We start from the raw sequence: 19,270 nt of genomic DNA, 5'->3' as shown, positions 1-19,270 counted from the left end.
GTGTACCTGGATCCAGACGTCTCCCACGCGGTGAAGATCCTCATAGTGGGGCACTTCGGGGTCGGCAAGACCACCTGTATCGGCAGTCTCTCCGAGATCGAACCCCTGCGGACCGAGGAAGAGATCACCGAGGCCAGCGTGGGCTTCGATGACCTGTCGGGCGTGCCCGACAAGAAGACCACCACGGTCGCCATGGACTTCGGGCGGCTGACCCTCAGCGACACCCTGGTGCTCTACCTCTTCGGCACGCCCGGCCAGGAGCGCTTCAAGGAGATGTGGGAGGAGCTCTCCCGCGGCGCTCTGGGCGCGCTGGTACTCGTCGACCCGGAGCGTCTGCACGAATCCTTCCCCGTCCTCGACCTCGTCGAGCGTTTCGGTCTGACGTACGCCATCGCCGTGAATCACTTCGAAGGCACCGTGGACTACCCGCTCGAAGAGGTGAGTGAGGCCCTGAACCTCACCTCCGACACCCCGGTCGTGAAGTGCGACGTGCGGGACGAGACCTCCTCGGCGCAGGCCCTCATCACCCTCGTGCAACACCTCATGTCCCAACTCGCCTAGGAGCGCAGGAATGCAACAGCCACTCGACTCACAGATACCCCCCGGCTGCCCCGCGCACGGGAACGTCCAGATGTACGGCCCCTCGTTCGGAGCCGACCCCGAGGGCCACTACGCACAGCTCCGGTCCTTCGGCCCCAGCGCACCCGTGGACATCGCCCCCGACGTCCAGGCCGAGCTCGTCACCAGCTACGACGCCGCACTGTACGTCCTGCAGAACCCCGCCTCCTTCGTACGCGACTCGCGCCGCTGGAACGCCCTCAACGAAGGGCGCGTCCCGGCCGACAGCCCTGCGCTGCCCATGATGGGATACCGCCCCAACGCGCTCTTCAGTGACGGCGCGGCACATGCCCGTCTGCGCCAGGCTGTGACGGACAGTCTCGCCACGGTCAACGAGCACCAGCTCATCAGGCAGACCCAGCAGTCCGCCAACTACCTGATCAGCCAGTTCAGTACGGACATCCGCGGCCAGGCCGAGCTCATGGCCGAATACGCGCAGCCGCTGCCCCTGCTGGTCTTCAGCGACCTGTTCGGCTGCCCGCCCGAGATCGGCGACCGGGTCATCGCCGGGATCAGCGGCATCTTCGAGGGCACCCCCGGGGCGGACGAGGTCCTCGGCGGAGCGCTCACCGAGCTGATCGCTCTCAAACGACGCAGGCCCGCAGCGGACCTGACGACGCGTCTGATGGAGCACTCGGCCCAGCTGAGCGACGAGGAGGTGCTGCACCAGCTGGTGACCCTGCTCTCCGGCGGCACCGCGCCGCTGGCCGCGGCCATCGGCACCAGCAGCGCGCTGTACCTCGGCGAGGACTGGCAGGTCGGCCTCCCGGTCGAGGACGCCGTCTCCCAGACGCTCTGGAACTACGCGCCGATCGCCAACTACGCCGCGCACTACCCGACTCATGACGTCGAGCTCGGTGGCAGAGTGGTCCGGGCCAATGACCCGATCCTGGTCTCGTTCGCCGCGGCCAACACGGACCCCAAGCTGACCGAGCACCGCGAACAGCTGAGTGCCAAGGCGCACTTGGCGTTCGGTGCCGGCCCACACGCCTGCCCGGCCAAGGACCCGGCGTTCATGATCGCCGTGACCGCCGTCGAAGCACTGCTCAACCGGCTTCCCGATGTCGAGATGCGTGTTCCGTTCAAGGCTCTCACCTGGGCGCCGAGCCCGTGGAGCCGATCGCTGGTCACCCTGCCGATCCGCTTCTCCCCGAGGGCTGTTCCGCAGGCGGCCGAGCCGGCGGCATCGAACCCGGGCCAGGCGCCGCAGCAGCAGGCAGTCCCCTCCTCGTCTCCCACCACCGGACCTGCGCGTACGGGCACGAGTGTCGCACCGCAGTCCAAGGGCGGCCTCTTCACCCGCTTCCTCGCGTGGACCAGGGGCGAGTGAGGCAAGAGTGATTTTAGTAACCTCCTGAGTACTCAGTGACAGTGGATGCTTTAACGATCATGTGGGTATGCATGGCGGCTGGTTCTCAGAAAGGAGCCGCCATATGGGGGTTGCCACATCTCCGTCGTACGACCGCCGGGCGTCCGCCTCCCTCTTCTCCCGTCTGCGGACGGTCAGAGGGCAGGCCGACCCCTTCCCGATATACGCCGAACTCCTCGCGCGGGGAGAGGTGGTGCCCGCACCCTGGGGCGGCTCGCTCGTCACGGGCTACGCCGCCTGCGACCAGGTTCTGCGCAGTCGTCAGTGGCTGGAGCCGGACCGGAGCTGGCGGGAACGCCAGGGGCCCGGGACGCGCTGGAACGCGCCCTCCTCGCGCGAGATGAGCCACACGCTCGCCGCGCTCAACCCTCCGGACCACACCAGGGTGCGACGGGCCGCGGGCACCTTCGACCGAGCCACCGTGGAGCACATCGGCCGCAACGTGAGCCGGACCGCGGATCAGCTCCTCGACGCCTTCACGGAGCGAATACGCACCGGCGAGGCGGACTTCTCGGAGCTGGTCTGCGAGGAGCTGCCGGTCGCCACCATAGGTGACTGGCTCGGGCTGCCACAGGCCGACTGGCCTCGGCTGCGACAGCTGACCCACGATCAGGTCTTCACCCAGGAACTGCTGCCCTCGGCCAGCCAGCTGGCACTGTCCGACACGGCCACGGCGGAGCTCCGCACCTACTTCATGGAAGTGGTGCGCGATCGGCGCTCCCGTCCGGGTGACGATCCCGTCACCCGGTGGATCCAGGCATGGGACGCGATCGAACCCGACCAGGACAAGGCCGACGAGGCGGTCTACTTCCTGGTGCTGTTCGTCCTGCTGGCGGCTCTGGAGACCACCGCGACCCTCCTCTCGACGATGACACTCCGGCTCGTCGAGAGCCCGGACCGCTGGGACATGATCGCCGACAACCCCGACCTCGTGGTCGGCTTCGTCGAGGAGACGCTCCGCTACGACCCGCCCACCCACGTGATCAGCAGGGTCGCCTCGCAGGACACCGTGCTGGGAGGCATCGAGGTGCGCCGCGACGAGATGGTCCACCTCATGATCGGAGCGGCGCACCGGGACCCTGCCAGACACAGTGACCCGGACCTGTTCGACCCCGCACGCACCCCGGGCCACCTCGCGTTCAGCGGCGGTATCCACTACTGCCTCGGCGCCCCGCTGGCCCGCCTCGAAGCTCAGACCCTCCTCCGCCAACTCATCCGGCGCCTTCCCCGCCTCACCCTCGTACGCCCCCCGTCGATGGCGCCCCGCGTGGCGTTCCGGCGCCTGCTGAACCTGGACGTAGCCCTCGCATGACCGAAACCACCCCCACCCCCACCCCCACCACCGCACGCGCCCGTACCGTCCCCAAGGCGGTACTCGCCGAGCAGGACGGTCCCGTGCTGCACGTCCGCCTCAACCCCTGGGGGCAGGACGACACGCTGGGCGCCGCGGTACTCGACGACCTCGCCGCCCTGCTCGACGACCTCCACGAGAGACCCGATGTCCGGATCCTGACGCTGTCGTCACTGGGTACGGACTTCAGCCTGGGTGCGGACCGCGCCGAGTATCAGGAGGCACTGGCCGCCGATCCGTCCGGAGCGGCGCTGCGGCGCATCGCCGACAAGGCCCACCGCCTGTGCCAGGCACTGGAGAACACGCACGCGGTCACCATCGCCCGGCTGCACGGGCGGGTCATCGGCGCCGGCCTCGCGCTCGCCTCCTTCTGCGATCTGCGCGCCGGAGCCGACACCAGCTGCTTCCGCATGCCGGAGGTCGGCATCGGGCTGCCGCCTGCGTGGGGCGGCGCGATGGGACGCCTGGTCTCCGAGGCGGGAGCAGCCAGGATTCGCGAGCTGATGCTCACCTGCGAGGTCTTCGACGCCGGTACGGCCCACAGCATCGGGTTGCTCCACCGGACCGCGCCCCTCGATCAGCTGGACAAGGTGATCGCATCCTGGACGAGACCTCTCGTCCGACGCTCGCCGGAAGCACTCGTCCTGACCAAACGGATGCTGTCGGGCTTCGCGCGGGCGGACCGGACGGCGGACGTCTCCCTGCTCGACTCCCACCTGCTTGCGGCCTCTCTCCACCAGCGCGCGAGGGGCTGACCCTCCCGGACCGGTGCGAGCGTCCGGCGCGCCGCAGGCCGCCGAGACGCGGGCGGCGCCGGGCGCCTCGGTGCGTCGCACAGCACCGTGCGCGCGACGAGGTGCCCGATCGCCCAGGACGGCGTCGGGCACCTCGCGCCGTGCTCCTCGTGCCGGCTAGTTCGCGTCCACGAGCACACGGCCGTCGGCCGGTACGCGTGAGGCGAGGCCGTTGGCGTAGGCGGACTCCACGCGGCTCTGCTCGGAGGCGTTGGGAACCGCGTTACGGCAAGCGGTGCCGGCGCTGGAGCCGGACATCAGCTGGGAGCAGGGGCCCGGTTTGGTGTCCGGCAGGCCGAGGCTGTGTCCCATCTCGTGAGCGGCGATGCGGGTCTTGTCGTACCCCTGTGAGACCGCCTGGCTTCCGAGTTCGACGCGCACCTGGCCGCCCGCGCGTACCGGACCGAGCGTCGCCTGGGGCCAGCCACTGGTGGCGACGATCACGATCTCGGCCCGGGTGCCGGGCGCGGCTTCGACCAGCTTCACGTTGTCGACGTTCAGGTTCCACGAGGCGACTCCGGCGCTGATCGCCGCTTCCCAGCCCGCGGCCCGGCTGTCGTCGTAGTGGAGCGTCACCACCGCCGCCGCATTCGAGGCGGCGGCCTCTTCGGATGCCGGAGCGGCGTGTGCTGCCGTTGCTGCGGCCAAGGTGAGTGCTGCGGCGGTCCCGGCTGCCTTCAGCCATAAGGAGTGCGGCATTGCTGTCCCTTCACTCGTGGGGGCCCGGCTCCTCGGAGCCGGGAGCGCGGGAGTGGAGCCGCACCGGTGGGTCAGCTGTCCGGTCTCCCGAGGTCCCCGGAACTATGCCCGGGCTCCACGGTTGGTCATGCCCCTGTCAGTCAAGAAGGGCCGGAAAAGGCCCTGTACCCCCGGTCTCACCGCCACGCCCGGAGAGCCGGGACCCGTACGGCTCACAGCCGCTCCGCGACTCCCGGAGCGGCGCCTCCGGCCCCGGGCGCCCCGCGTTGCCCAGCCGTCCGGCGGGGCGATTCGGCGCCCGGGACGCAGTTGAGGCACCGGCTCACCCGACTGGACGCGTGCGTCGTGTTGTTGCTCCCTGGTGGGGGCCGGTTCCGCGATGTAGCGTCTCTGCCAGATGTCGTGGTCCGCTTCGCTTGCCCGCGCTTTGGTGCGGGCGTTTTGCTGTGTCGGCGCGGACCACTACACCCCGGGACCGCGAGGTGCGGGTCCGGATATGAACAGGAAGGCACAAGCATGGCCAGCGGGACTGTGAAGTGGTTCAACGCCGAGAAGGGCTTCGGTTTCATCCAGCAGGACGGCGGTGGACCGGACGTCTTCGCGCACTACTCCGCCATCAACGCCACCGGCTTCCGGGAGCTCCAGGAAGGCCAGGCCGTCACCTTTGACATCACGCAGGGCCAGAAGGGCCCGCAGGCGGAGAACATCACTTCCGCCTGACCTCGCGGGGCGGAGCACGCCCAGGGCCCCCCGGACGCGTGCCGGGGGGCCGGGTGACCGGGTCCCCCTCACACCGGCGCGTGCAGGCCGTCGAGCCGCTACCGGGCCACGGTCATCAGGACCTGCCCTCCTCGTCATGCAAGGCCTCCGGCTTGTGCACTGCGGAGCGGCCGGACTTGTCGCTCCTCACCTCGTACTGAGGCTCGTCGCGGGAGGCGTCCACGGTGCGGCCTGCCGCCTCCGTGCGGTCGGTGATCTTCTTCTTCACCTTCCCCGTCGTCCTGTGACCGTGGCTCTCCCAGGAGACCTTGTCGCCCTTGCTCGGATCACTCTTCTTCGACATGCATACCTCCTCGCGCGGTCCCGGCCGGTAGGCCGGAACGACGGGCGGTTCCTGCGGCCCTCGGCGCGACAGACACCCGCCGGCCGCCGCCTCGGCGGACCGTCTCCACGGTGGACGTGGGAGGGCGACGAGCTCTCCCAGCCTCACGCCTGCGCCGTGCCACCGCATCCCCCCGGTTCCGGGGCGCGCTCTCACGGGCCGAGCCGTACGGCCCATGGCCGCAGGTTGCACCGGGCCCCGGCCGGGTGGATCGTGAAACCACGGGTCGGGCCCGAGGAAGAGGCCGCCGCGCTCCATGTCTCGGCACCGCGCGGCGCGGGCCACGACGACGCCGGCCCGGGAAGGGCGCGCTCGCCATGGATGAGCTAGGTCTGCCGGCTCGTATACAGGCTTGTCTTTTCGACATGGACGGTGTGATCACGAAAACGGCTGTGGTCCACGCCGCCGCATGGAAACAGGCCTTCGACGAATTCCTCCAGCGGCGCTACGGGGACGGCTTCACACCGTTCGACCCCGAGCGCGACTACAACGAATACGTGGACGGCAAACCCCGGGCGGACGGCGTCCGAAGCTTCCTCGCGTCACGGGACATCCGCCTTCCCGAAGGATCGCCGGACGACTCCGGGGAGCTCGAGACGGTCCGGGGCCTGGGGAACAGGAAGAATGCCCTGCTGCTCGAAAAGATTCGTACGAGCGGCGTCGAGGCCTACCCGAGCACCCTGCGCTACGTCAGGGCCGCGCGGCAGCGGGGGCTCAGGACGGGGGTCGTGTCCTCGAGTGTCAACTGCCGCGCGATTCTGCAGTCCGTGCACGCGGAGAACCTGTTCGACGTCCGCGTCGACGGGCTGGTCGCCGCGGAGCGCGGGCTGGCCGGAAAACCGCATCCGGACACCTTCCTCGCGGCTGCCGACGAACTCGGTGTGACGGCCTCGGTGTCAGCGGTCTTCGAGGACGCGCTGGCCGGCATGGACGCAGGGCGCTCGGGACACTTCGGATACGTCGTGGGCCTGGACCGGGTCGGACAGGCCGACGCTCTGCGGGCCCATGGCGCGGACATCGTGGTGCCGGACCTGGCGGACCTCGGGGGCCGGACATGATCACGGCCAACTGCTTCGCGGTGGACCCCTGGATCCTGCGGGAGGCGCCACTGAACATGGATCTGCTGCCGCAGAGCGAATCCGTTTTCGCACTGTCCAACGGCCACGTCGGCTGGCGCGGAAACCTCGACGAGGGCGAGCCGCACGGGCTGCCCGGCTCCTACCTCAACGGAGTGCACGAGGTGCATCCCCTGCCGTACGCGGAGGGCGCGTACGGCAACCCCGAGTCCGGCCAGACGGCGATCAACGTGACCAACGGGAAGGTCATCCGGCTCCTGGTCGACGACGAGCCGTTCGACCTGCGCTACGGCCGCCTGCGCAGTCACGAGCGAGTCCTCGACCTCCGCGCCGGGCTGCTGCGGCGCACCTGCGAGTGGACCTCCCCCGCGGGCTGCAGCGTACGGGTGCGATCGACCCGGATGGTCTCCTTCGCCCAGCGCTCGATAGGGGCCATCGCCTACGAGGTCGAAGCCGTCGACACCACGGTGCGTGTGGTGGTGCAGTCGGAACTCATCGCCAACGAGCAACTGCCGACCCCCAAAGGGGATCCACGTGCCGCTGTCGCACTGCAGTCGCCGCTGGACGCCGAAGAGGCCGCCGCCTCGGGAACGCGCCTGAGACTGATCCACTGCACCCACAACAGTGGCCTGAGAGTGGCGGCGGCGGCCGACCACACCGTGGACGGGCCCGCGAGGACGAGAACCAGCAGCGAGAGCAACGCCGACGTCGCCCGGCTCACCGTCACGTCGGAACTCGCCCCGGGCGAAAGGCTCCGGGTCGAGAAGACGGTCGGCTACGGCTGGTCCGGCGTCCGGTCGCTCCCAGCGATGCGGGACCAGGTCGAAGCCGCGCTCGCCGCGGCTGCCACCACGGGCTGGCAGGGTCTGATCGACGAGCAGCGGGAGTACCTGGACGACTTCTGGGCCAGGTCCGACGTCGAGGTACAGGGTGACGAGGAACTGCAACAGGCCGTGCGATTCGCCCTGTTCCACGTGCTGCAGGCCGGCGCCCGCGCCGAGCAGCGTGCCATTCCCAGCAAGGGGCTGACAGGTACGGGGTATGACGGCCACTCCTTCTGGGACACCGAGACCTTCGTGCTGCCGCTGCTCACCTACACCTCGCCCAACGCGGTCGTCGAGGCGCTGAACTGGCGGCACAGCACCCTGCCCCAGGCGCGCGACCGAGCACGGCAACTCGGCCTGCGCGGGGCGGCCTTCCCCTGGCGCACCATCGAAGGTTCGGAGTGCAGCGCTTACTGGCCGGCGGGCACCGCAGCCTTCCACGTCAATGCCGACATCGCGGACGCCGTGATCCGCTACGTCTCCGCCACCGGTGACGCGGAGTTCGAGCGGGGGTGCGGACTTGAGCTCCTGGTGGAGACGGCTCGCCTGTGGATGTCCCTCGGGCATCACGACAGCGGCGGGACGTTCCACATCGACGGTGTGACCGGGCCGGACGAGTACAGTGCGATCGCGGACGACAACACCTACACGAATCTCATGGCGGGCAGGAACCTCCGCTGGGGTGCCGAGACAGCCGAACGCAACCCCCACGAGGCAGCCGCGCTGGGGGTGGACCACGAGGAGACGGCGTCGTGGCGAGAGGCTGCTGCGGAGATGCACCTGCCGTACGACGACGAGCTGGGAGTGCACGAGCAGCATGCGGGGTTCACGCGGCACCAGCCGTGGGACTTCTCCTCCACCCGGATCGACCAGTACCCCCTGCTGCTGCACTTCCCCTACTTCGACATCTACCGCAAGCAGGTGGTGAAGCAGGCGGACCTGGTGCTGGCGATGTACACGTGCGGGGAGTCCTTCGACGCGGAGCACAAGGCACGCAACTTCGCCTACTACGAATCCTGCACCGTGCGTGACTCCTCGCTCTCCGCCTGCTGCCAGGCAGTGATCGCGGCCGAGGTCGGCCACTCACAGCTCGCCTACGACTATGCCGTCGAGGCAGCGATGATGGACCTGAACGACCTTGAGAACAACACTCGCGACGGATTGCACATCGCGTCCCTCGCGGGCACCTGGATGGCTCTCGTCTGCGGTTTCGGCGGGATGCGCCACGACGGTGACGACCTGTCGTTCATGCCCCGCCTGCCGGAGAGGCTGAGCCGGCTCGCTTTCCATATCAGGATCTGGGGCCGCTGCGTCCGCGTCGAGATCGACGCCCGCTCGGCCACCTACACGTTGCTCGACGGACCGCCGTTGACGATCCGTCATCACGGCGAGGTGCTCACGCTCACCACCGGATCAGCGACGAGCCGTCCGGTGCCGGACGGTCGCCGCCGCCGCCCACCGGAGCAGCCACCGGGCCGCTATCCGGGGCGTCCCGGGCAGCAACTCGACGAACAGCTCTGACCTCTGACACGGCCGCGAACGGGATCGCACGGAGGCAGCCGGCCCGATGTGCGGGCCGGCTGCCTCCGTGCGACGCGTGGCGATGGCGGCGTCAGCTCACGGTGTCACCTCCCGGGGAGGCGCTTCGTGATCTCCTGCACCGTCCAGCCGTTGCCGTCCGGGTCGGTGAACGAGACGAACGATCCGTAGCTCGTCCGCTCGGGGTCCGGGCCGGGGAGCCGGGCCTTCGTGCCCGCGTGGTGGAACACTCCGCCGGCGTCGTGGAAGATCTCGCTCACCGCGACATCGTTCCCCGCCAGTTCGGCCCGTGCCGCCTCGATGTCCGATACGACGAGGTGCAGGCCCTCGGCCGATCCGGGTGCTGCCGAGCTGACTCCATCGCCGAAGATCACCGAGCAGGGTGAGCCCGGAGGCGTCAGCTGTACCACCCGGAAGCCGTCGTCGCCGGCGACGTCGGCGTCCAGCCGCCACCCCAATCCGGAGTAGAAGCTCTTCGCCCGGTCGACGTCCGCAACCGGGATCACTACGACTTCGAGTTTCATGTCCACGGTGGAGCCTTTCTGTCCCGCCTGCGACTATTGCACCTGTGAATGGCCGAACGAAAACGCACATCGCTTTGCGGGCGCTCGAAAGCACCCATGGTGAAATGGGTCGGTCGGCCACGAATCACCACGATACTGCCCGGCCGTAACGCCGCCACTCGTAAGCCGAATTGCGACATACCGGCCGACATGACGGGACCGTGAGGGAATAACTATTCCTCTGAACCGATTCGGTCAGTTCGGCAACAGCTGCTGGCCACCGTCGATGTCGTAGGTCGCGCCCGTCAATGCTTCGTTGCACATGATGTGTACGGCGAGAGACGCGACGTCCTGAGGGCCGACGACCCGCCGGATGGGGAGCGAGGCACGCAGTTCCGCACGTCGCGCCTCGATCTGATCGCCCAGGAGCGAGGCCGACAGGGGCGTGTCCACGAAGCCTGCGGCGATGAGATTCACCCGGACCGGCGCCAGTTCGAGCGCGAGGTTCGCGGTGAGAGCCGGGAGCGCCGCGGTCAGGGCCGCGGTGACCGACCTGCCGATACCCGGCCTCCGGCCCCCTGTGCCGCCGATGAACAACAGCGTTCCCCCGTCCCGCATTCTGCCCTGGCTGTACTTCGCCAGACCCAGCGTCATCGCCAGGCGCTCGCCGAAGTGCTGGCTGGTCTCGGTCAGGTCCATGTCGGCCAGAGGCGCGTAGGACGGTCCGCCTGCCGTCGATATGACGTGGTCGACCGTGTGGGGTAGTTCGTCGAAGAAGCGCCGGACGCGGTCGGTGTCACCGGCGTCGAGCGTTGCCGTGCTCAGGGGCTGGATCTCCGCCGCGGCCCGGTCCAGACGCTCTCGGTCGCGTCCGACCATCACCACCTGGCCTCCGGCCGCCCGGACTTGGCGCGCGGTCTCGAGGCCCATCCCCGAACTCGCGCCGATCACCACGACGATCTGGTCGGCGAGATCCTGGGATCGGTCCGGCTTGCTGCCCATCAGTGCCTCCGGTGATCGAGGCGGCAAGGAGGTGGGGGAGGGCCGTTCCGAGTGGGCGTCTCCGGCGTGGACCGACACCGCATCCGCAGCCGGACCACTCCCCAGTCCTCGATCGGCGCCCTGACAGGCGCGGTCGACCCGTCGATCTTGAGCGGCACAACACCTCGCGAACCGCACAGTTGCCGGGCCCGCCACGGCGTGTCCGGCTTTTCTCGAACGTACCTCGCGAGGCGAGGCGCCACCAGCCGGAGCGATGTGGCATCGTGCCACCCCTTTCGCGCCGATCGTGGACACCCTTCGCGGAACAGGAGGCTTTTCGCGAGCCCGAGGTCCCTTTGCCGCGCGGTAAAGGGGACCTCGGGCAGCATCTGTTGCCCGGTGGACCATGCGGTGGTGGTATGGAGATGCTCTCGTTTCGAACCCGAGGGAGGGGGCGATTGCCCGCGCGAAGGGCCGCCGCCCGATAGTCGGCGGTCGAGAGCCACGGTGGTCCGGATTCGATTCCGGCCCCGCCTTCTCGTCATCGGCCTGCGGCCGCCCCGCGGGCCGCCGCAGCCGGAGTTCGGAGACATTCATGAATACCTATCGAGCCGCGCAGGTCCTCACCCCGAACGGCAATTTCGAGATCGTGGACCGCGAGACTCCGCATCCGGGCCCTGGGCACGTACGGCTGGCCGTCGAAGCGTGCGGGATCTGCCACAGCGACGACGTGTTCGTCACCGGCGGCCTCCCCGGGGTGCAGTTCCCGCTGGTTCCGGGGCACGAGGTCGCCGGTCGCATCGCGGAGCTGGGGGAGGGGGCGCAGGAACAGAAATGGAACGTGGGAGACCGCGTGACAGTGGGGTGGTTCGGAGGGAGCTGCGGATACTGCGTTCCGTGTCGGCAGGGCGACTTCATGGTCTGCGACAACATCAAGATCCCCGGCTGGGCATACGACGGAGGGTACGCCGAGAGCATGATCGCGCCGATCGACGCCCTGGCGCGCATCCCCGACGCTCTCTCGGCCGCCGAGGCGGGACCCATGGCCTGTGCCGGCGTCACGACCTACGACGGGCTGCGGCGCAGTTCCGCCGACCCCGGTGACCTGGTGGCGGTCCTGGGACTCGGTGGGCTCGGCCACCTCGGTGTGCAGTTCGCGAGGGCCATGGGCTTCGAGACCGTGGCCATCGCCCGAGGCGCCGAGAAGGGCGACCTGGCCAGGGAACTAGGGGCCCATCACTACATCGACAGCACGGCCGGAACACCGGTCGCCGACGCCCTGCAGGCTCTGGGAGGCGCGAAGGTCGTCCTCGCCACCGCCGGCAGTTCGGAGGCCATCTCGGCGACGGTCGAGGGCCTGAGCCACCGAGGCGAGCTCACGGTCATCGGAGTCTCGCCGGAAAACTTCGACATCAGTCCGCTTCAGATCATTCTGCGCGGCCGCGTCCTGCGGGGGCACCCCTCCGGGACCGCGCGGTCCGTGCAGGACGCGATGGAGTTCAGCGCACTGCACGGCATTCGTCCCGTGGTCGAGACGATGCCACTGGCCGAGACCGACGCGGCCTACCGCAAGATGCTCTCGGGTTCAGCCCGCTTCCGGATGGTGCTGACCACCGGCTGACCTGTACGTCGCCGTGCGCCGTACCCCCGCATGCGGCGGGGGCGCCCGTCAGTCCTGCGCCGAGATGCGCGAGACGTGGTACTGACGGATCTTCCAGCCCTCGTCGCCGTGCTGCACGACCAGGGACATGCGCATCCTCACCTCGGGCTTCGAGGCGCCGGTGACGGAGACATCGGCGAAGCCGCCGGTGATGTCCGCGGCGATCGTGTAGCTGTGGAGGACGACGACATCGGCACGTCGGCCGTCCGCGACGGTCCGGTAGTACGAGCGCACGGCGTCGCGGCCGGTGACAACGGACGGGCCGAAGCCCTGGAACAGGGCGTCCGGGGTGAACAGGTCCGCCATCTGGTCCGGCCGATGGCTGTCGAACGCGGTTTTCCAACGTGCGAGGACTTCCTCGACGACATCGCTCACTGCCGGACTCCTGTTCTCTGCGAGGCACCTCCGCGCCTTCAGCGGCACGTCCCGCGCCGCTGAAGGCGCGGACGCGCACGGATGAGAGGAAGGCGGGGGGCGTCGACAGCGAGTGGAGCGTCGCCCGGTGGCCCCTGAGTCACTCTAGCCAGGATCTGCGGGCCCGGCCGTGTACGCGTGACGGGGCGTCGCTTACGGGCGCCGGTACAGCGTGGCGGTCGCCGTACGAACGAGGAACTCCTCGGTGCGGTCCCACGACCAGCCGTTCTCGACCACGAGCGAGCGCCAGCCACCGGGGCCGAACCAGAACCACAGGAGGTCCGCGGTCTCCGGCTCGGCGCTGGACGGCGCGGGAGTCAGCCCGTGAAGGTGGCGTGCGACGGCGAGCAGGGCGTCACGGTAGGCAGCGGTGGCACGCCGCCGAAGGGCGTCTCCGTTCTCGTGGACGGGGAGAGCCTTGTGGATCGCCTCGTGCACGCAGAAGTGCTCCTCGTTGCCGGCCCGGGTGCCGCGGGCCAGGACCTCGAGCACCGCTCTCGGTGACCGCTGTTCGAGTATCTCCCGGACGGCCTGTTCGTAGCCGGACGCCGCCACACCCTGATCGACGATCCGGTCCAGGATGTCGCCCTTGCTGCCCGTGCTGGCGAACACCGTTTTGGGGGACACCCCGGCGGCGGACGCGATGTCCGCGACGGTCACCAGCCCATATCCGCGTTCTGCGAACAGCTCTGTCGCTCGCAGCAGGATCTGCTCGCGAGTTCGTGCGGCCGCCTGTTCCCGCAGGGGGGAGGCGTAAGGACGCTTGGTGGGCATTGGGGCATTCTATGCCGGGCCATGTAATCCGTATGGGTCAAGGCATGACCGGCAATGCCGGGACGGAGCGCGACGCCGTCGGGCACTGACGGGGCATGCCGGAGCGCCCGCCCCCTCGGTGGCGGTCCTTCAAGACCGGACCGGGAGGAGATGCCTCCCGAAATGTACTTGACTGTGCAAGCATGTCGCGTTATGTTTCATGGAGAAGCGCGTTGCACAATGCGCTTCGGCAATGATTCACGAAGGGTATTCGCATGCTCAAGATCGGTATCATCCTTGGTAGCACCCGCCCGGGCCGGAACGGCGAGGCGGTGGCGCGTTGGGTGTACGACGTCGCTTCGCAGCGCACGGACGTCGAGTTCGAGCTGGTTGATCTGCTGGACTACAAGCTGCCGCACCTCGACGAGATGATGCCGCCGTCGATGGGGCAGTACGCGCAGCAGCACACGCAGGAGTGGGCCCGCAAGATCGCGTCCTTCGACGGTTTCGTCATGGTGACGCCGGAGTACAACCACTCGACGTCGGGCGCGCTGAAGAACGCGATCGACTTCCTGTACGCGGAGTGGAACAACAAGGCCGTCGGGTTCGTGGGCTACGGCTCGCTGGGTGGTTCGCGTGCCGTGGAGCACCTGCGTCTGATCTCGGCCGAGCTGCAGATGGCGGACGTGCGTGCGCAGGTCGCCCTGTCGCTGTTCACCGACTTCGAGAACTTCAGCACGTTCAAGCCGGGTGCGCACCAGGTCGACGCGCTGAACGCCACGCTGGACCAGGTCCAGGCATGGAGTGCGGCGCTCGCCCCGCTCCGCGCTGTCTGACCGTTCACGCGTCGGCTCGATCGTTCCAACGGCCTGTGGGGGCCGCCTCTCCAGGCGGCCCCCACAGGCGAGTCAGCCCCCCCCACTGAGCGTGATCATGCGCGGCGGCCCGGCCCGGCCCGGCCGAGGCGCGTAAATCAGAGGTTCGCGAGCGATCAAATTCTTCGTTGAGCAAGTAAAGTGGGACCATGTCACATATCGCACAGCATTCGAACCCCGCTGAGCGGGCGCCCCAGCCCCTCAACGCAGAAGAGGAGGCCGTCGTACGGTCGCTGAACCGGGTCATCTACGCGCTGCCTCGTGCGATCGACGCCGACATGCTGCGGGAACAGCGGATCTCCCTCGTGGAGTACCTGGCACTGGCGAACCTGTCCGAGGCTCCCGAACAGCAGTTGCGTATGAGTGATCTCGCCGCCGCGGTCGAGATGTCGCTGAGCGGCATGACGCGGCTGGCTACCAGGCTGGAGAGCCAAGGGCTGCTCGAGCGGGTCAGGGCGACGAACGACGCCCGCGGGTGGAACGCCATCCTGACCCCGGCGGGCCTCGAACGCCTGGAGGGGGCGTGGCCGACCAATCTGGCCGCCGTCCGCCGTCACTTCCTCGATCACCTGACCGGCCTCGATCTCACGAAGCTCGCGGTGGCCCTGCGTGAGATCGCCACATGACGCAGCGGCACGACCCTCTGCGCGAGCCGCGGTCGGCCGGGGCCCGGGAAGCCGAGCCGGCGCGCGGCCCGGCGACAGGTCGCTCGGTCCGAGCGACCCTCGGATACGGCCGACATGACGGCAACGGACGGCGGGACTAACCTGTTGGGGTGAACCCGCGCCCGGCGCTTCGGCCCGCTCGCGAGGCCCACGTCGCAACCGGGCCGTCGCGGAACCGTATTCTTCCGATTCCTGCTTCGTTCGGGGACGGGGGTGGTGGACTCCCGTATTCGATGGAGTGCAACTCGGGGCCATGCGCATCTACGGGGTCGTGTGACGCGTCTGTCTCATCTGCCCACGGGTGAACGCCGGGCACCGGGCGCGGAATATTCGGCGCCTCCCGGGCTTTGACCGGAGAGCAGTCCGATCACGGCTTCTCGTGCGATGCCGGTTCGGAGGGACTGGTCGCAGATGTGGTGCTTGCGAAGCCGCCCCCAGGGCGCCCGCTCCGTGTCACCGCCGGGCGAACACCCCATGGGCCAACGGACTGCGGGAGTATTTTGGATCCGCGCGGACGGGGGAGACGGGTGGGCCGACCCCGGCCTCGTGCTTGCCTGGGCGGAGACGATGGTGTCGTTCGGGTACGGCCCCGGGGTCACGGACTTCGTCCCCGGTGCTCCAGCGACGTCACCGTGAAGCGTGACCACGGTCCGAGCTGATCCGGCGGGGTCGGCTCTTCGTGCTGTCCACCATCGATTGTCCTGAGTTGAAAGAGAGATACAGGCTATGAGCGACGTTGAACAGAAGGCATGGCTGGCCGGGGGCTGCTTCTGGGGAATGCAGGACCTGATTCGCGCGCTCCCCGGCGTCACCGCAACCCGCGTGGGATACAGCGGCGGCGATGTGCCGAACGCGACGTACCGCAATCACGGGAACCACGCCGAGGCGATCGAGATCGTCTTCGACCCCGCGGTGACCGACTACCGCAACATCCTGGAGTACTTCTTCCAGATTCACGACCCGAGCACCAAGGACCGGCAGGGCGGCGACATCGGCGCGAGCTACCGTTCCGCCATCTTCTATCTCGACGACGAGCAGCGAAGCATCGCCGAGGACACCATCGCCGATGTGGATGCCTCGGGTCTGTGGCCCGGCAAGGTAGTGACCGAGGTCGTACCGGCCGGTGACTTCTGGGAAGCCGAGACGGAGCACCAGGACTACCTGCAGAAGTACCCGGAGGGGTACACCTGCCACTTCCCCCGCCCCGGGTGGAAGCTGCCGAAGCGCGCGGAAGCGTGACGGGGCGCTGAACGGCGGGTAAGGGCTGTCCCGTACTCCCTTGCGGGCGCGGGACGGCAGCCACGCCTCCTCGGCGCGTCGTCGGAAGGGCCTCTCGTTCGGATCATGCTGGGCTCGCCGGGTCTGATCCAGACGAAAGGCTCGAACCGCCCGGACTTCCAGGGGCGGCCGGGGTGTCCGACCGGTCGCCGTGGCGGGCCAGATAGGTGATCACTGTGTTGGCCACGGCCACGAGCGGCACCGCGACGACGGCGCCGCCGATGCCCGCCACGAAGCCACCGGCGGCCACCGAGAGGATGACTGCCAGAGGGTGCACGCGTACCGCGTGGCCGAGGATGAACGGCTGGAGGATGTGACCCTCGAGCTGTTGCACGGCGAGCACGATGAGCAGGACCAGGAGCGCCTTGAACACGCCCTCGGCGACAAGGGCGACAACGACGGCCAGCGCTCCCGACACCACCGCTCCCACCAGCGGTACGAACGCGGCGGCGAAGATGATGACGGCGAGCGGCAGGGCGAGCGGGACTCCGAGGATGTAGATTCCCAGGCCGATACAGGCCGCGTCGATGAACGCGATGGCGGCGGTGCCGTGGACGTACGCGGTCAGGGTGTGCCAGGCAAGCGGTCCGGCACCGTGGAGCGCCGGGCGGGTAGCGGCGGGAGCCAGCCTGAGGCTCCAGGCCCAGATGCGTGCCCCGTCGTAGAGCAGGAACAACGTGGAGAACAGGGTCAGCAGGACTCCGGCGAGCAGTTCCAGGACAAGAGTGAAGCCCTGGATGCCGGCGTCGGTCAGTTGCCCGGTTCTGGAACTGATGCTCTTGCCGATTCTGTCCGTGGCGCTGTCGATCTGCTTTTCCGTGATGTGGAAAGGGCTGTCGACCAGCCAGCGCTTGAGGTTGTCGACGCCGTCCTCGAGCCGACCGGACAGATCGTCGAAGTTGTCCATCACCTGCCAGACGACGAACCATCCCACCAGGGCCAGCAGGACGAAACCGCAGAGCGCCGTCAGAGCCGTGGCGAATCCCTGGGGCACGCCGTGTCGGTTGAGGCGGGCCACCGTCGGCTGGAGAAGCGCTGTGATGAGGATCGCTGCGACCAGCGCGAGTGCGATGACGTGGACAGCGCTGATGACCTGACCGAGCACCCACAGGCCCGCCGCGATGATGAGAAGGCGCCACCCGGCCTCCGCCGCCACGCGAAGCCCCCACGGGATCACGGTCGCTGCGGGCTCAGGCCTGACACGCGCACGAGGTGCGGGATACGGCGACTGCGCAGTGGCTCTCAGGTCGGCGGCCGGTCCGGCCTCCGGCCGCTCCCGCGATTCCTTCTCCTTGGTACGGAGGCGCTCGAACCATTTCCTGAACCGCACGGCCGCACCTGTTTCTCAGATGAGGAGCTCTCTCGCGACAGGTGCTCCGCTCCTGCGGGTGGGTAACCCAGTCATCTTCTGTAAGTAGGAAGAAATTCAATACCAGGCGGTGGCCGACATGCCCGCTCCCTGCGCCGTAAGGCCGGTGGACCACTCCTTTGGGTCATCAGTGAACACGTGCCGTCTTCCGGGGATGTGGGCATCGGCGGCCTCGGTCACCGCGCTGCCGGATAGGTCGGCATCGCCAGGTGTGCCAGATCCGGGGGTGGAGGCGTCGTCTGTGGCCACAGCGGAGCAGCCTCCCCGTCGGCGAGAGCGGCGGGAGCGTCGGTGAGGTTCATCCGCTCGCGCAGACGCCCGTAGAAGTCCATCGGTCCCAGTCGCACGGAGCGAAGCCGTTGAGGGGCGGCATAGACGCCGATCCAGTCGCCCGGATCGAGTACGCCGCGCAGCTGTCCGTCGACACTGACCGCGGCCTGGCCCGAGCGTTCGAGCAGCCGCAGGGCGATGGGCTCATCCGGGGCAGCCACGACCGACCTGTTGAAGGCCATGTGCGGAGCGACCGGTGTGAAGATCAGCCCCTCGGCGCGGGGTGAGACGACGGGGCCGCCCGCGGCGAAACTGTAGGCGGTCGAACCCGTCGGTGTGGCGACCAGCAGTGCGTCGGCGGAGTACGACGCCAGAAGCCGGCCGGCCAGGTAGACGCCGACCGAGACCTGCCGGTCCCGGGCGAGCTTCTCCAGGACGACGTCGTTGAGCGCGGTGACGTTCAGCGCGACTCCCCACTCGTTGCCGGTCTCGCAGTCGTCGCGCACCCGGGGCGGAGGCAGGAGAGGGCCTCGGCCGTAACAGAGGAGCGTGTCCATCTCCGGCGGGATCTCCAGCGGCCGGGAAGCACGCAGAGTCAGCAGCATGCGCCGCTCGATCTCGAGGTCACCGTCGCGGACCGCGTCGAGCGCCGAGCGCACGGCCGCGGCCGACACCTCCGTCAGGAACCCGACGCGGCCCAGATCGATCCCCAGTACGAGCGCATCGTTCTCGGAGGCCAGTCGCGCACCGCGCAGGAAGGTGCCGTCGCCCCCCAGGGTGACGATCAGGTCGGGGTCGCCGGCGGCTTCGATCTCCTCCCGGGCGCTGTGCCGGCCGCTGTCCTGCCACACATCGATGTCGGTGCACTGCACGGCTTGTTCCGTGCACCAGGCGCGAACGCTCCGACAGGCGGCCACGGCCTCCTTGCGTCCCGCGTGCACGACCATCCCGATTCGGCCGACTGTCATAGGTCCCTCCATTGCCGACTGGCGACGGGTCACCCTCTCCTCCGGGCGCTACGTCTGTCAGGCGACGCGCGCGCACCGGGCCACGGGCCACCCCATCAGCCCGACCGGGGGCCGCTCCCGGCTGAGTGCCGGAGCGGCGAGAGAAGCGACGGCCGGGGTGGC

Annotated in this window: 19 protein-coding genes; 11 read left to right on the top strand and 8 right to left on the bottom strand. The window is 68.9% G+C overall.

Going from position 1 to position 19,270, the window contains the following annotated elements:
- From OG206_RS02085 to OG206_RS02070, 4 genes are all read left to right on the top strand, one after another.
- A complete protein-coding gene (locus OG206_RS02085) occupies positions 1-561 on the top strand; it encodes a GTP-binding protein (RefSeq protein WP_327111542.1) in 561 nt (186 codons plus the stop codon).
- Between the two features lie 10 nt (positions 562-571).
- Positions 572-1,948: a cytochrome P450 gene (locus OG206_RS02080; protein ID WP_327111540.1), complete on the top strand. Its 1,377-nt coding sequence runs from the start codon at positions 572-574 to the stop codon at positions 1,946-1,948.
- A gap of 103 nt (positions 1,949-2,051) precedes the next feature.
- Positions 2,052-3,299, top strand: coding sequence for a cytochrome P450 (locus OG206_RS02075; RefSeq protein ID WP_327111539.1), 1,248 nt, complete (start codon positions 2,052-2,054; stop codon positions 3,297-3,299).
- Positions 3,296-4,093 carry an enoyl-CoA hydratase/isomerase family protein gene (locus tag OG206_RS02070; RefSeq protein ID WP_327111537.1) on the top strand — a complete coding sequence of 266 codons (798 nt, stop codon included), beginning with the start codon at positions 3,296-3,298 and terminating at the stop codon, positions 4,091-4,093. The genes OG206_RS02075 and OG206_RS02070 overlap by 4 nt, the downstream gene beginning before the upstream one ends.
- Positions 4,094-4,249: 156 nt before the next feature.
- On the opposite strand, the gene OG206_RS02065 is transcribed toward OG206_RS02070, so the two are convergent.
- On the bottom strand, positions 4,250-4,831 hold the full coding sequence (locus tag OG206_RS02065; protein WP_327111535.1) for a snapalysin family zinc-dependent metalloprotease: 582 nt from the start codon (positions 4,829-4,831) through the stop codon (positions 4,250-4,252).
- A 516-nt stretch (positions 4,832-5,347) separates the two neighbouring features.
- Between OG206_RS02065 and OG206_RS02060 the strand changes: the two genes are divergently transcribed.
- Positions 5,348-5,551: a cold-shock protein gene (locus tag OG206_RS02060; RefSeq protein ID WP_327111533.1), complete on the top strand. Its 204-nt coding sequence runs from the start codon at positions 5,348-5,350 to the stop codon at positions 5,549-5,551.
- 115 nt (positions 5,552-5,666) lie between these two features.
- On the opposite strand, the gene OG206_RS02055 is transcribed toward OG206_RS02060, so the two are convergent.
- Positions 5,667-5,894, bottom strand: a complete 228-nt coding sequence (locus OG206_RS02055; protein ID WP_327111531.1) for a DUF2945 domain-containing protein — start codon at positions 5,892-5,894, stop codon at positions 5,667-5,669.
- A 356-nt stretch (positions 5,895-6,250) separates the two neighbouring features.
- Between OG206_RS02055 and OG206_RS02050 the strand changes: the two genes are divergently transcribed.
- The gene (locus tag OG206_RS02050) at positions 6,251-6,991 is read left to right on the top strand and encodes an HAD family hydrolase (RefSeq protein WP_327111529.1); all 741 of its coding nucleotides are present in this window, start codon (positions 6,251-6,253) and stop codon (positions 6,989-6,991) included.
- Complete coding sequence (locus OG206_RS02045) at positions 6,988-9,354, top strand: glycoside hydrolase family 65 protein (protein ID WP_327111527.1); 2,367 nt, start codon at positions 6,988-6,990, stop codon at positions 9,352-9,354. The genes OG206_RS02050 and OG206_RS02045 overlap by 4 nt, the downstream gene beginning before the upstream one ends.
- Before the next feature lie 104 nt (positions 9,355-9,458).
- On the opposite strand, the gene OG206_RS02040 is transcribed toward OG206_RS02045, so the two are convergent.
- Both OG206_RS02040 and OG206_RS02035 read right to left on the bottom strand, forming a co-directional pair.
- On the bottom strand, positions 9,459-9,902 hold the full coding sequence (locus OG206_RS02040; protein ID WP_327111525.1) for a VOC family protein: 444 nt from the start codon (positions 9,900-9,902) through the stop codon (positions 9,459-9,461).
- A 228-nt stretch (positions 9,903-10,130) separates the two neighbouring features.
- Positions 10,131-10,877: an SDR family oxidoreductase gene (locus OG206_RS02035; RefSeq protein WP_327111523.1), complete on the bottom strand. Its 747-nt coding sequence runs from the start codon at positions 10,875-10,877 to the stop codon at positions 10,131-10,133.
- A gap of 574 nt (positions 10,878-11,451) precedes the next feature.
- Here OG206_RS02035 and OG206_RS02030 point away from each other — a divergent pair.
- The gene (locus OG206_RS02030; RefSeq protein ID WP_327111521.1) at positions 11,452-12,477 is read left to right on the top strand and encodes an alcohol dehydrogenase catalytic domain-containing protein; all 1,026 of its coding nucleotides are present in this window, start codon (positions 11,452-11,454) and stop codon (positions 12,475-12,477) included.
- Positions 12,478-12,525: 48 nt separating this feature from the next.
- Here OG206_RS02030 and OG206_RS02025 read toward each other — a convergent pair whose 3' ends face one another.
- Entirely contained in the window at positions 12,526-12,891 is a 366-nt protein-coding gene (locus tag OG206_RS02025) for an SgcJ/EcaC family oxidoreductase (protein ID WP_327111519.1), read from the bottom strand.
- 192 nt (positions 12,892-13,083) lie between these two features.
- Positions 13,084-13,704: a TetR/AcrR family transcriptional regulator gene (locus tag OG206_RS02020; RefSeq protein ID WP_327111517.1), complete on the bottom strand. Its 621-nt coding sequence runs from the start codon at positions 13,702-13,704 to the stop codon at positions 13,084-13,086.
- A gap of 254 nt (positions 13,705-13,958) precedes the next feature.
- On the opposite strand from OG206_RS02020, the gene OG206_RS02015 reads away from it, so the two are divergent.
- From OG206_RS02015 to msrA, 3 genes are all read left to right on the top strand, one after another.
- Positions 13,959-14,519: an NADPH-dependent FMN reductase gene (locus tag OG206_RS02015; RefSeq protein ID WP_327111515.1), complete on the top strand. Its 561-nt coding sequence runs from the start codon at positions 13,959-13,961 to the stop codon at positions 14,517-14,519.
- 188 nt (positions 14,520-14,707) lie between these two features.
- The gene (locus OG206_RS02010; RefSeq protein ID WP_327111513.1) at positions 14,708-15,184 is read left to right on the top strand and encodes a MarR family winged helix-turn-helix transcriptional regulator; all 477 of its coding nucleotides are present in this window, start codon (positions 14,708-14,710) and stop codon (positions 15,182-15,184) included.
- Between the two features lie 765 nt (positions 15,185-15,949).
- Complete coding sequence (msrA, locus tag OG206_RS02005; RefSeq protein ID WP_327111511.1) at positions 15,950-16,462, top strand: peptide-methionine (S)-S-oxide reductase MsrA; 513 nt, start codon at positions 15,950-15,952, stop codon at positions 16,460-16,462.
- Between the two features lie 103 nt (positions 16,463-16,565).
- On the opposite strand, the gene OG206_RS02000 is transcribed toward msrA, so the two are convergent.
- On the bottom strand, positions 16,566-17,831 hold the full coding sequence (locus OG206_RS02000) for an AI-2E family transporter (protein WP_327111508.1): 1,266 nt from the start codon (positions 17,829-17,831) through the stop codon (positions 16,566-16,568).
- 215 nt (positions 17,832-18,046) lie between these two features.
- Complete coding sequence (locus tag OG206_RS01995) at positions 18,047-19,108, bottom strand: NAD(+)/NADH kinase (protein WP_327111506.1); 1,062 nt, start codon at positions 19,106-19,108, stop codon at positions 18,047-18,049.
- Positions 19,109-19,270: the final 162 nt, after the last annotated feature.

The organism is Streptomyces sp. NBC_01341 (assembly GCF_035946055.1).
In the GTDB taxonomy this organism is placed as follows: Bacteria; Actinomycetota; Actinomycetes; order Streptomycetales; family Streptomycetaceae; genus Streptomyces.
This window is presented reverse-complemented; position numbering and strand designations above follow the sequence as displayed.

What these genes read in the sequence shown, in the direction of transcription:
- OG206_RS02080 (WP_327111540.1), top strand. Translation starts at nt 572, where the DNA reads ATGCAACAGCCACTCGACTCACAGATACCCCCCGGCTGCCCCGCGCAC.
- OG206_RS02075 (WP_327111539.1), top strand. Translation starts at nt 2,052, where the DNA reads ATGGGGGTTGCCACATCTCCGTCGTACGACCGCCGGGCGTCCGCCTCC.
- OG206_RS02070 (WP_327111537.1), top strand. Translation starts at nt 3,296, where the DNA reads ATGACCGAAACCACCCCCACCCCCACCCCCACCACCGCACGCGCCCGT.
- OG206_RS02065 (WP_327111535.1), bottom strand. Translation starts at nt 4,831, where the DNA reads ATGCCGCACTCCTTATGGCTGAAGGCAGCCGGGACCGCCGCAGCACTC.
- OG206_RS02060 (WP_327111533.1), top strand. Translation starts at nt 5,348, where the DNA reads ATGGCCAGCGGGACTGTGAAGTGGTTCAACGCCGAGAAGGGCTTCGGT.
- OG206_RS02055 (WP_327111531.1), bottom strand. Translation starts at nt 5,894, where the DNA reads ATGTCGAAGAAGAGTGATCCGAGCAAGGGCGACAAGGTCTCCTGGGAG.
- OG206_RS02050 (WP_327111529.1), top strand. Translation starts at nt 6,251, where the DNA reads ATGGATGAGCTAGGTCTGCCGGCTCGTATACAGGCTTGTCTTTTCGAC.
- OG206_RS02045 (WP_327111527.1), top strand. Translation starts at nt 6,988, where the DNA reads ATGATCACGGCCAACTGCTTCGCGGTGGACCCCTGGATCCTGCGGGAG.
- OG206_RS02035 (WP_327111523.1), bottom strand. Translation starts at nt 10,877, where the DNA reads ATGGGCAGCAAGCCGGACCGATCCCAGGATCTCGCCGACCAGATCGTC.
- OG206_RS02030 (WP_327111521.1), top strand. Translation starts at nt 11,452, where the DNA reads ATGAATACCTATCGAGCCGCGCAGGTCCTCACCCCGAACGGCAATTTC.
- OG206_RS02020 (WP_327111517.1), bottom strand. Translation starts at nt 13,704, where the DNA reads ATGCCCACCAAGCGTCCTTACGCCTCCCCCCTGCGGGAACAGGCGGCC.
- OG206_RS02015 (WP_327111515.1), top strand. Translation starts at nt 13,959, where the DNA reads ATGCTCAAGATCGGTATCATCCTTGGTAGCACCCGCCCGGGCCGGAAC.
- OG206_RS02010 (WP_327111513.1), top strand. Translation starts at nt 14,708, where the DNA reads ATGTCACATATCGCACAGCATTCGAACCCCGCTGAGCGGGCGCCCCAG.
- msrA (WP_327111511.1), top strand. Translation starts at nt 15,950, where the DNA reads ATGAGCGACGTTGAACAGAAGGCATGGCTGGCCGGGGGCTGCTTCTGG.
- OG206_RS01995 (WP_327111506.1), bottom strand. Translation starts at nt 19,108, where the DNA reads ATGACAGTCGGCCGAATCGGGATGGTCGTGCACGCGGGACGCAAGGAG.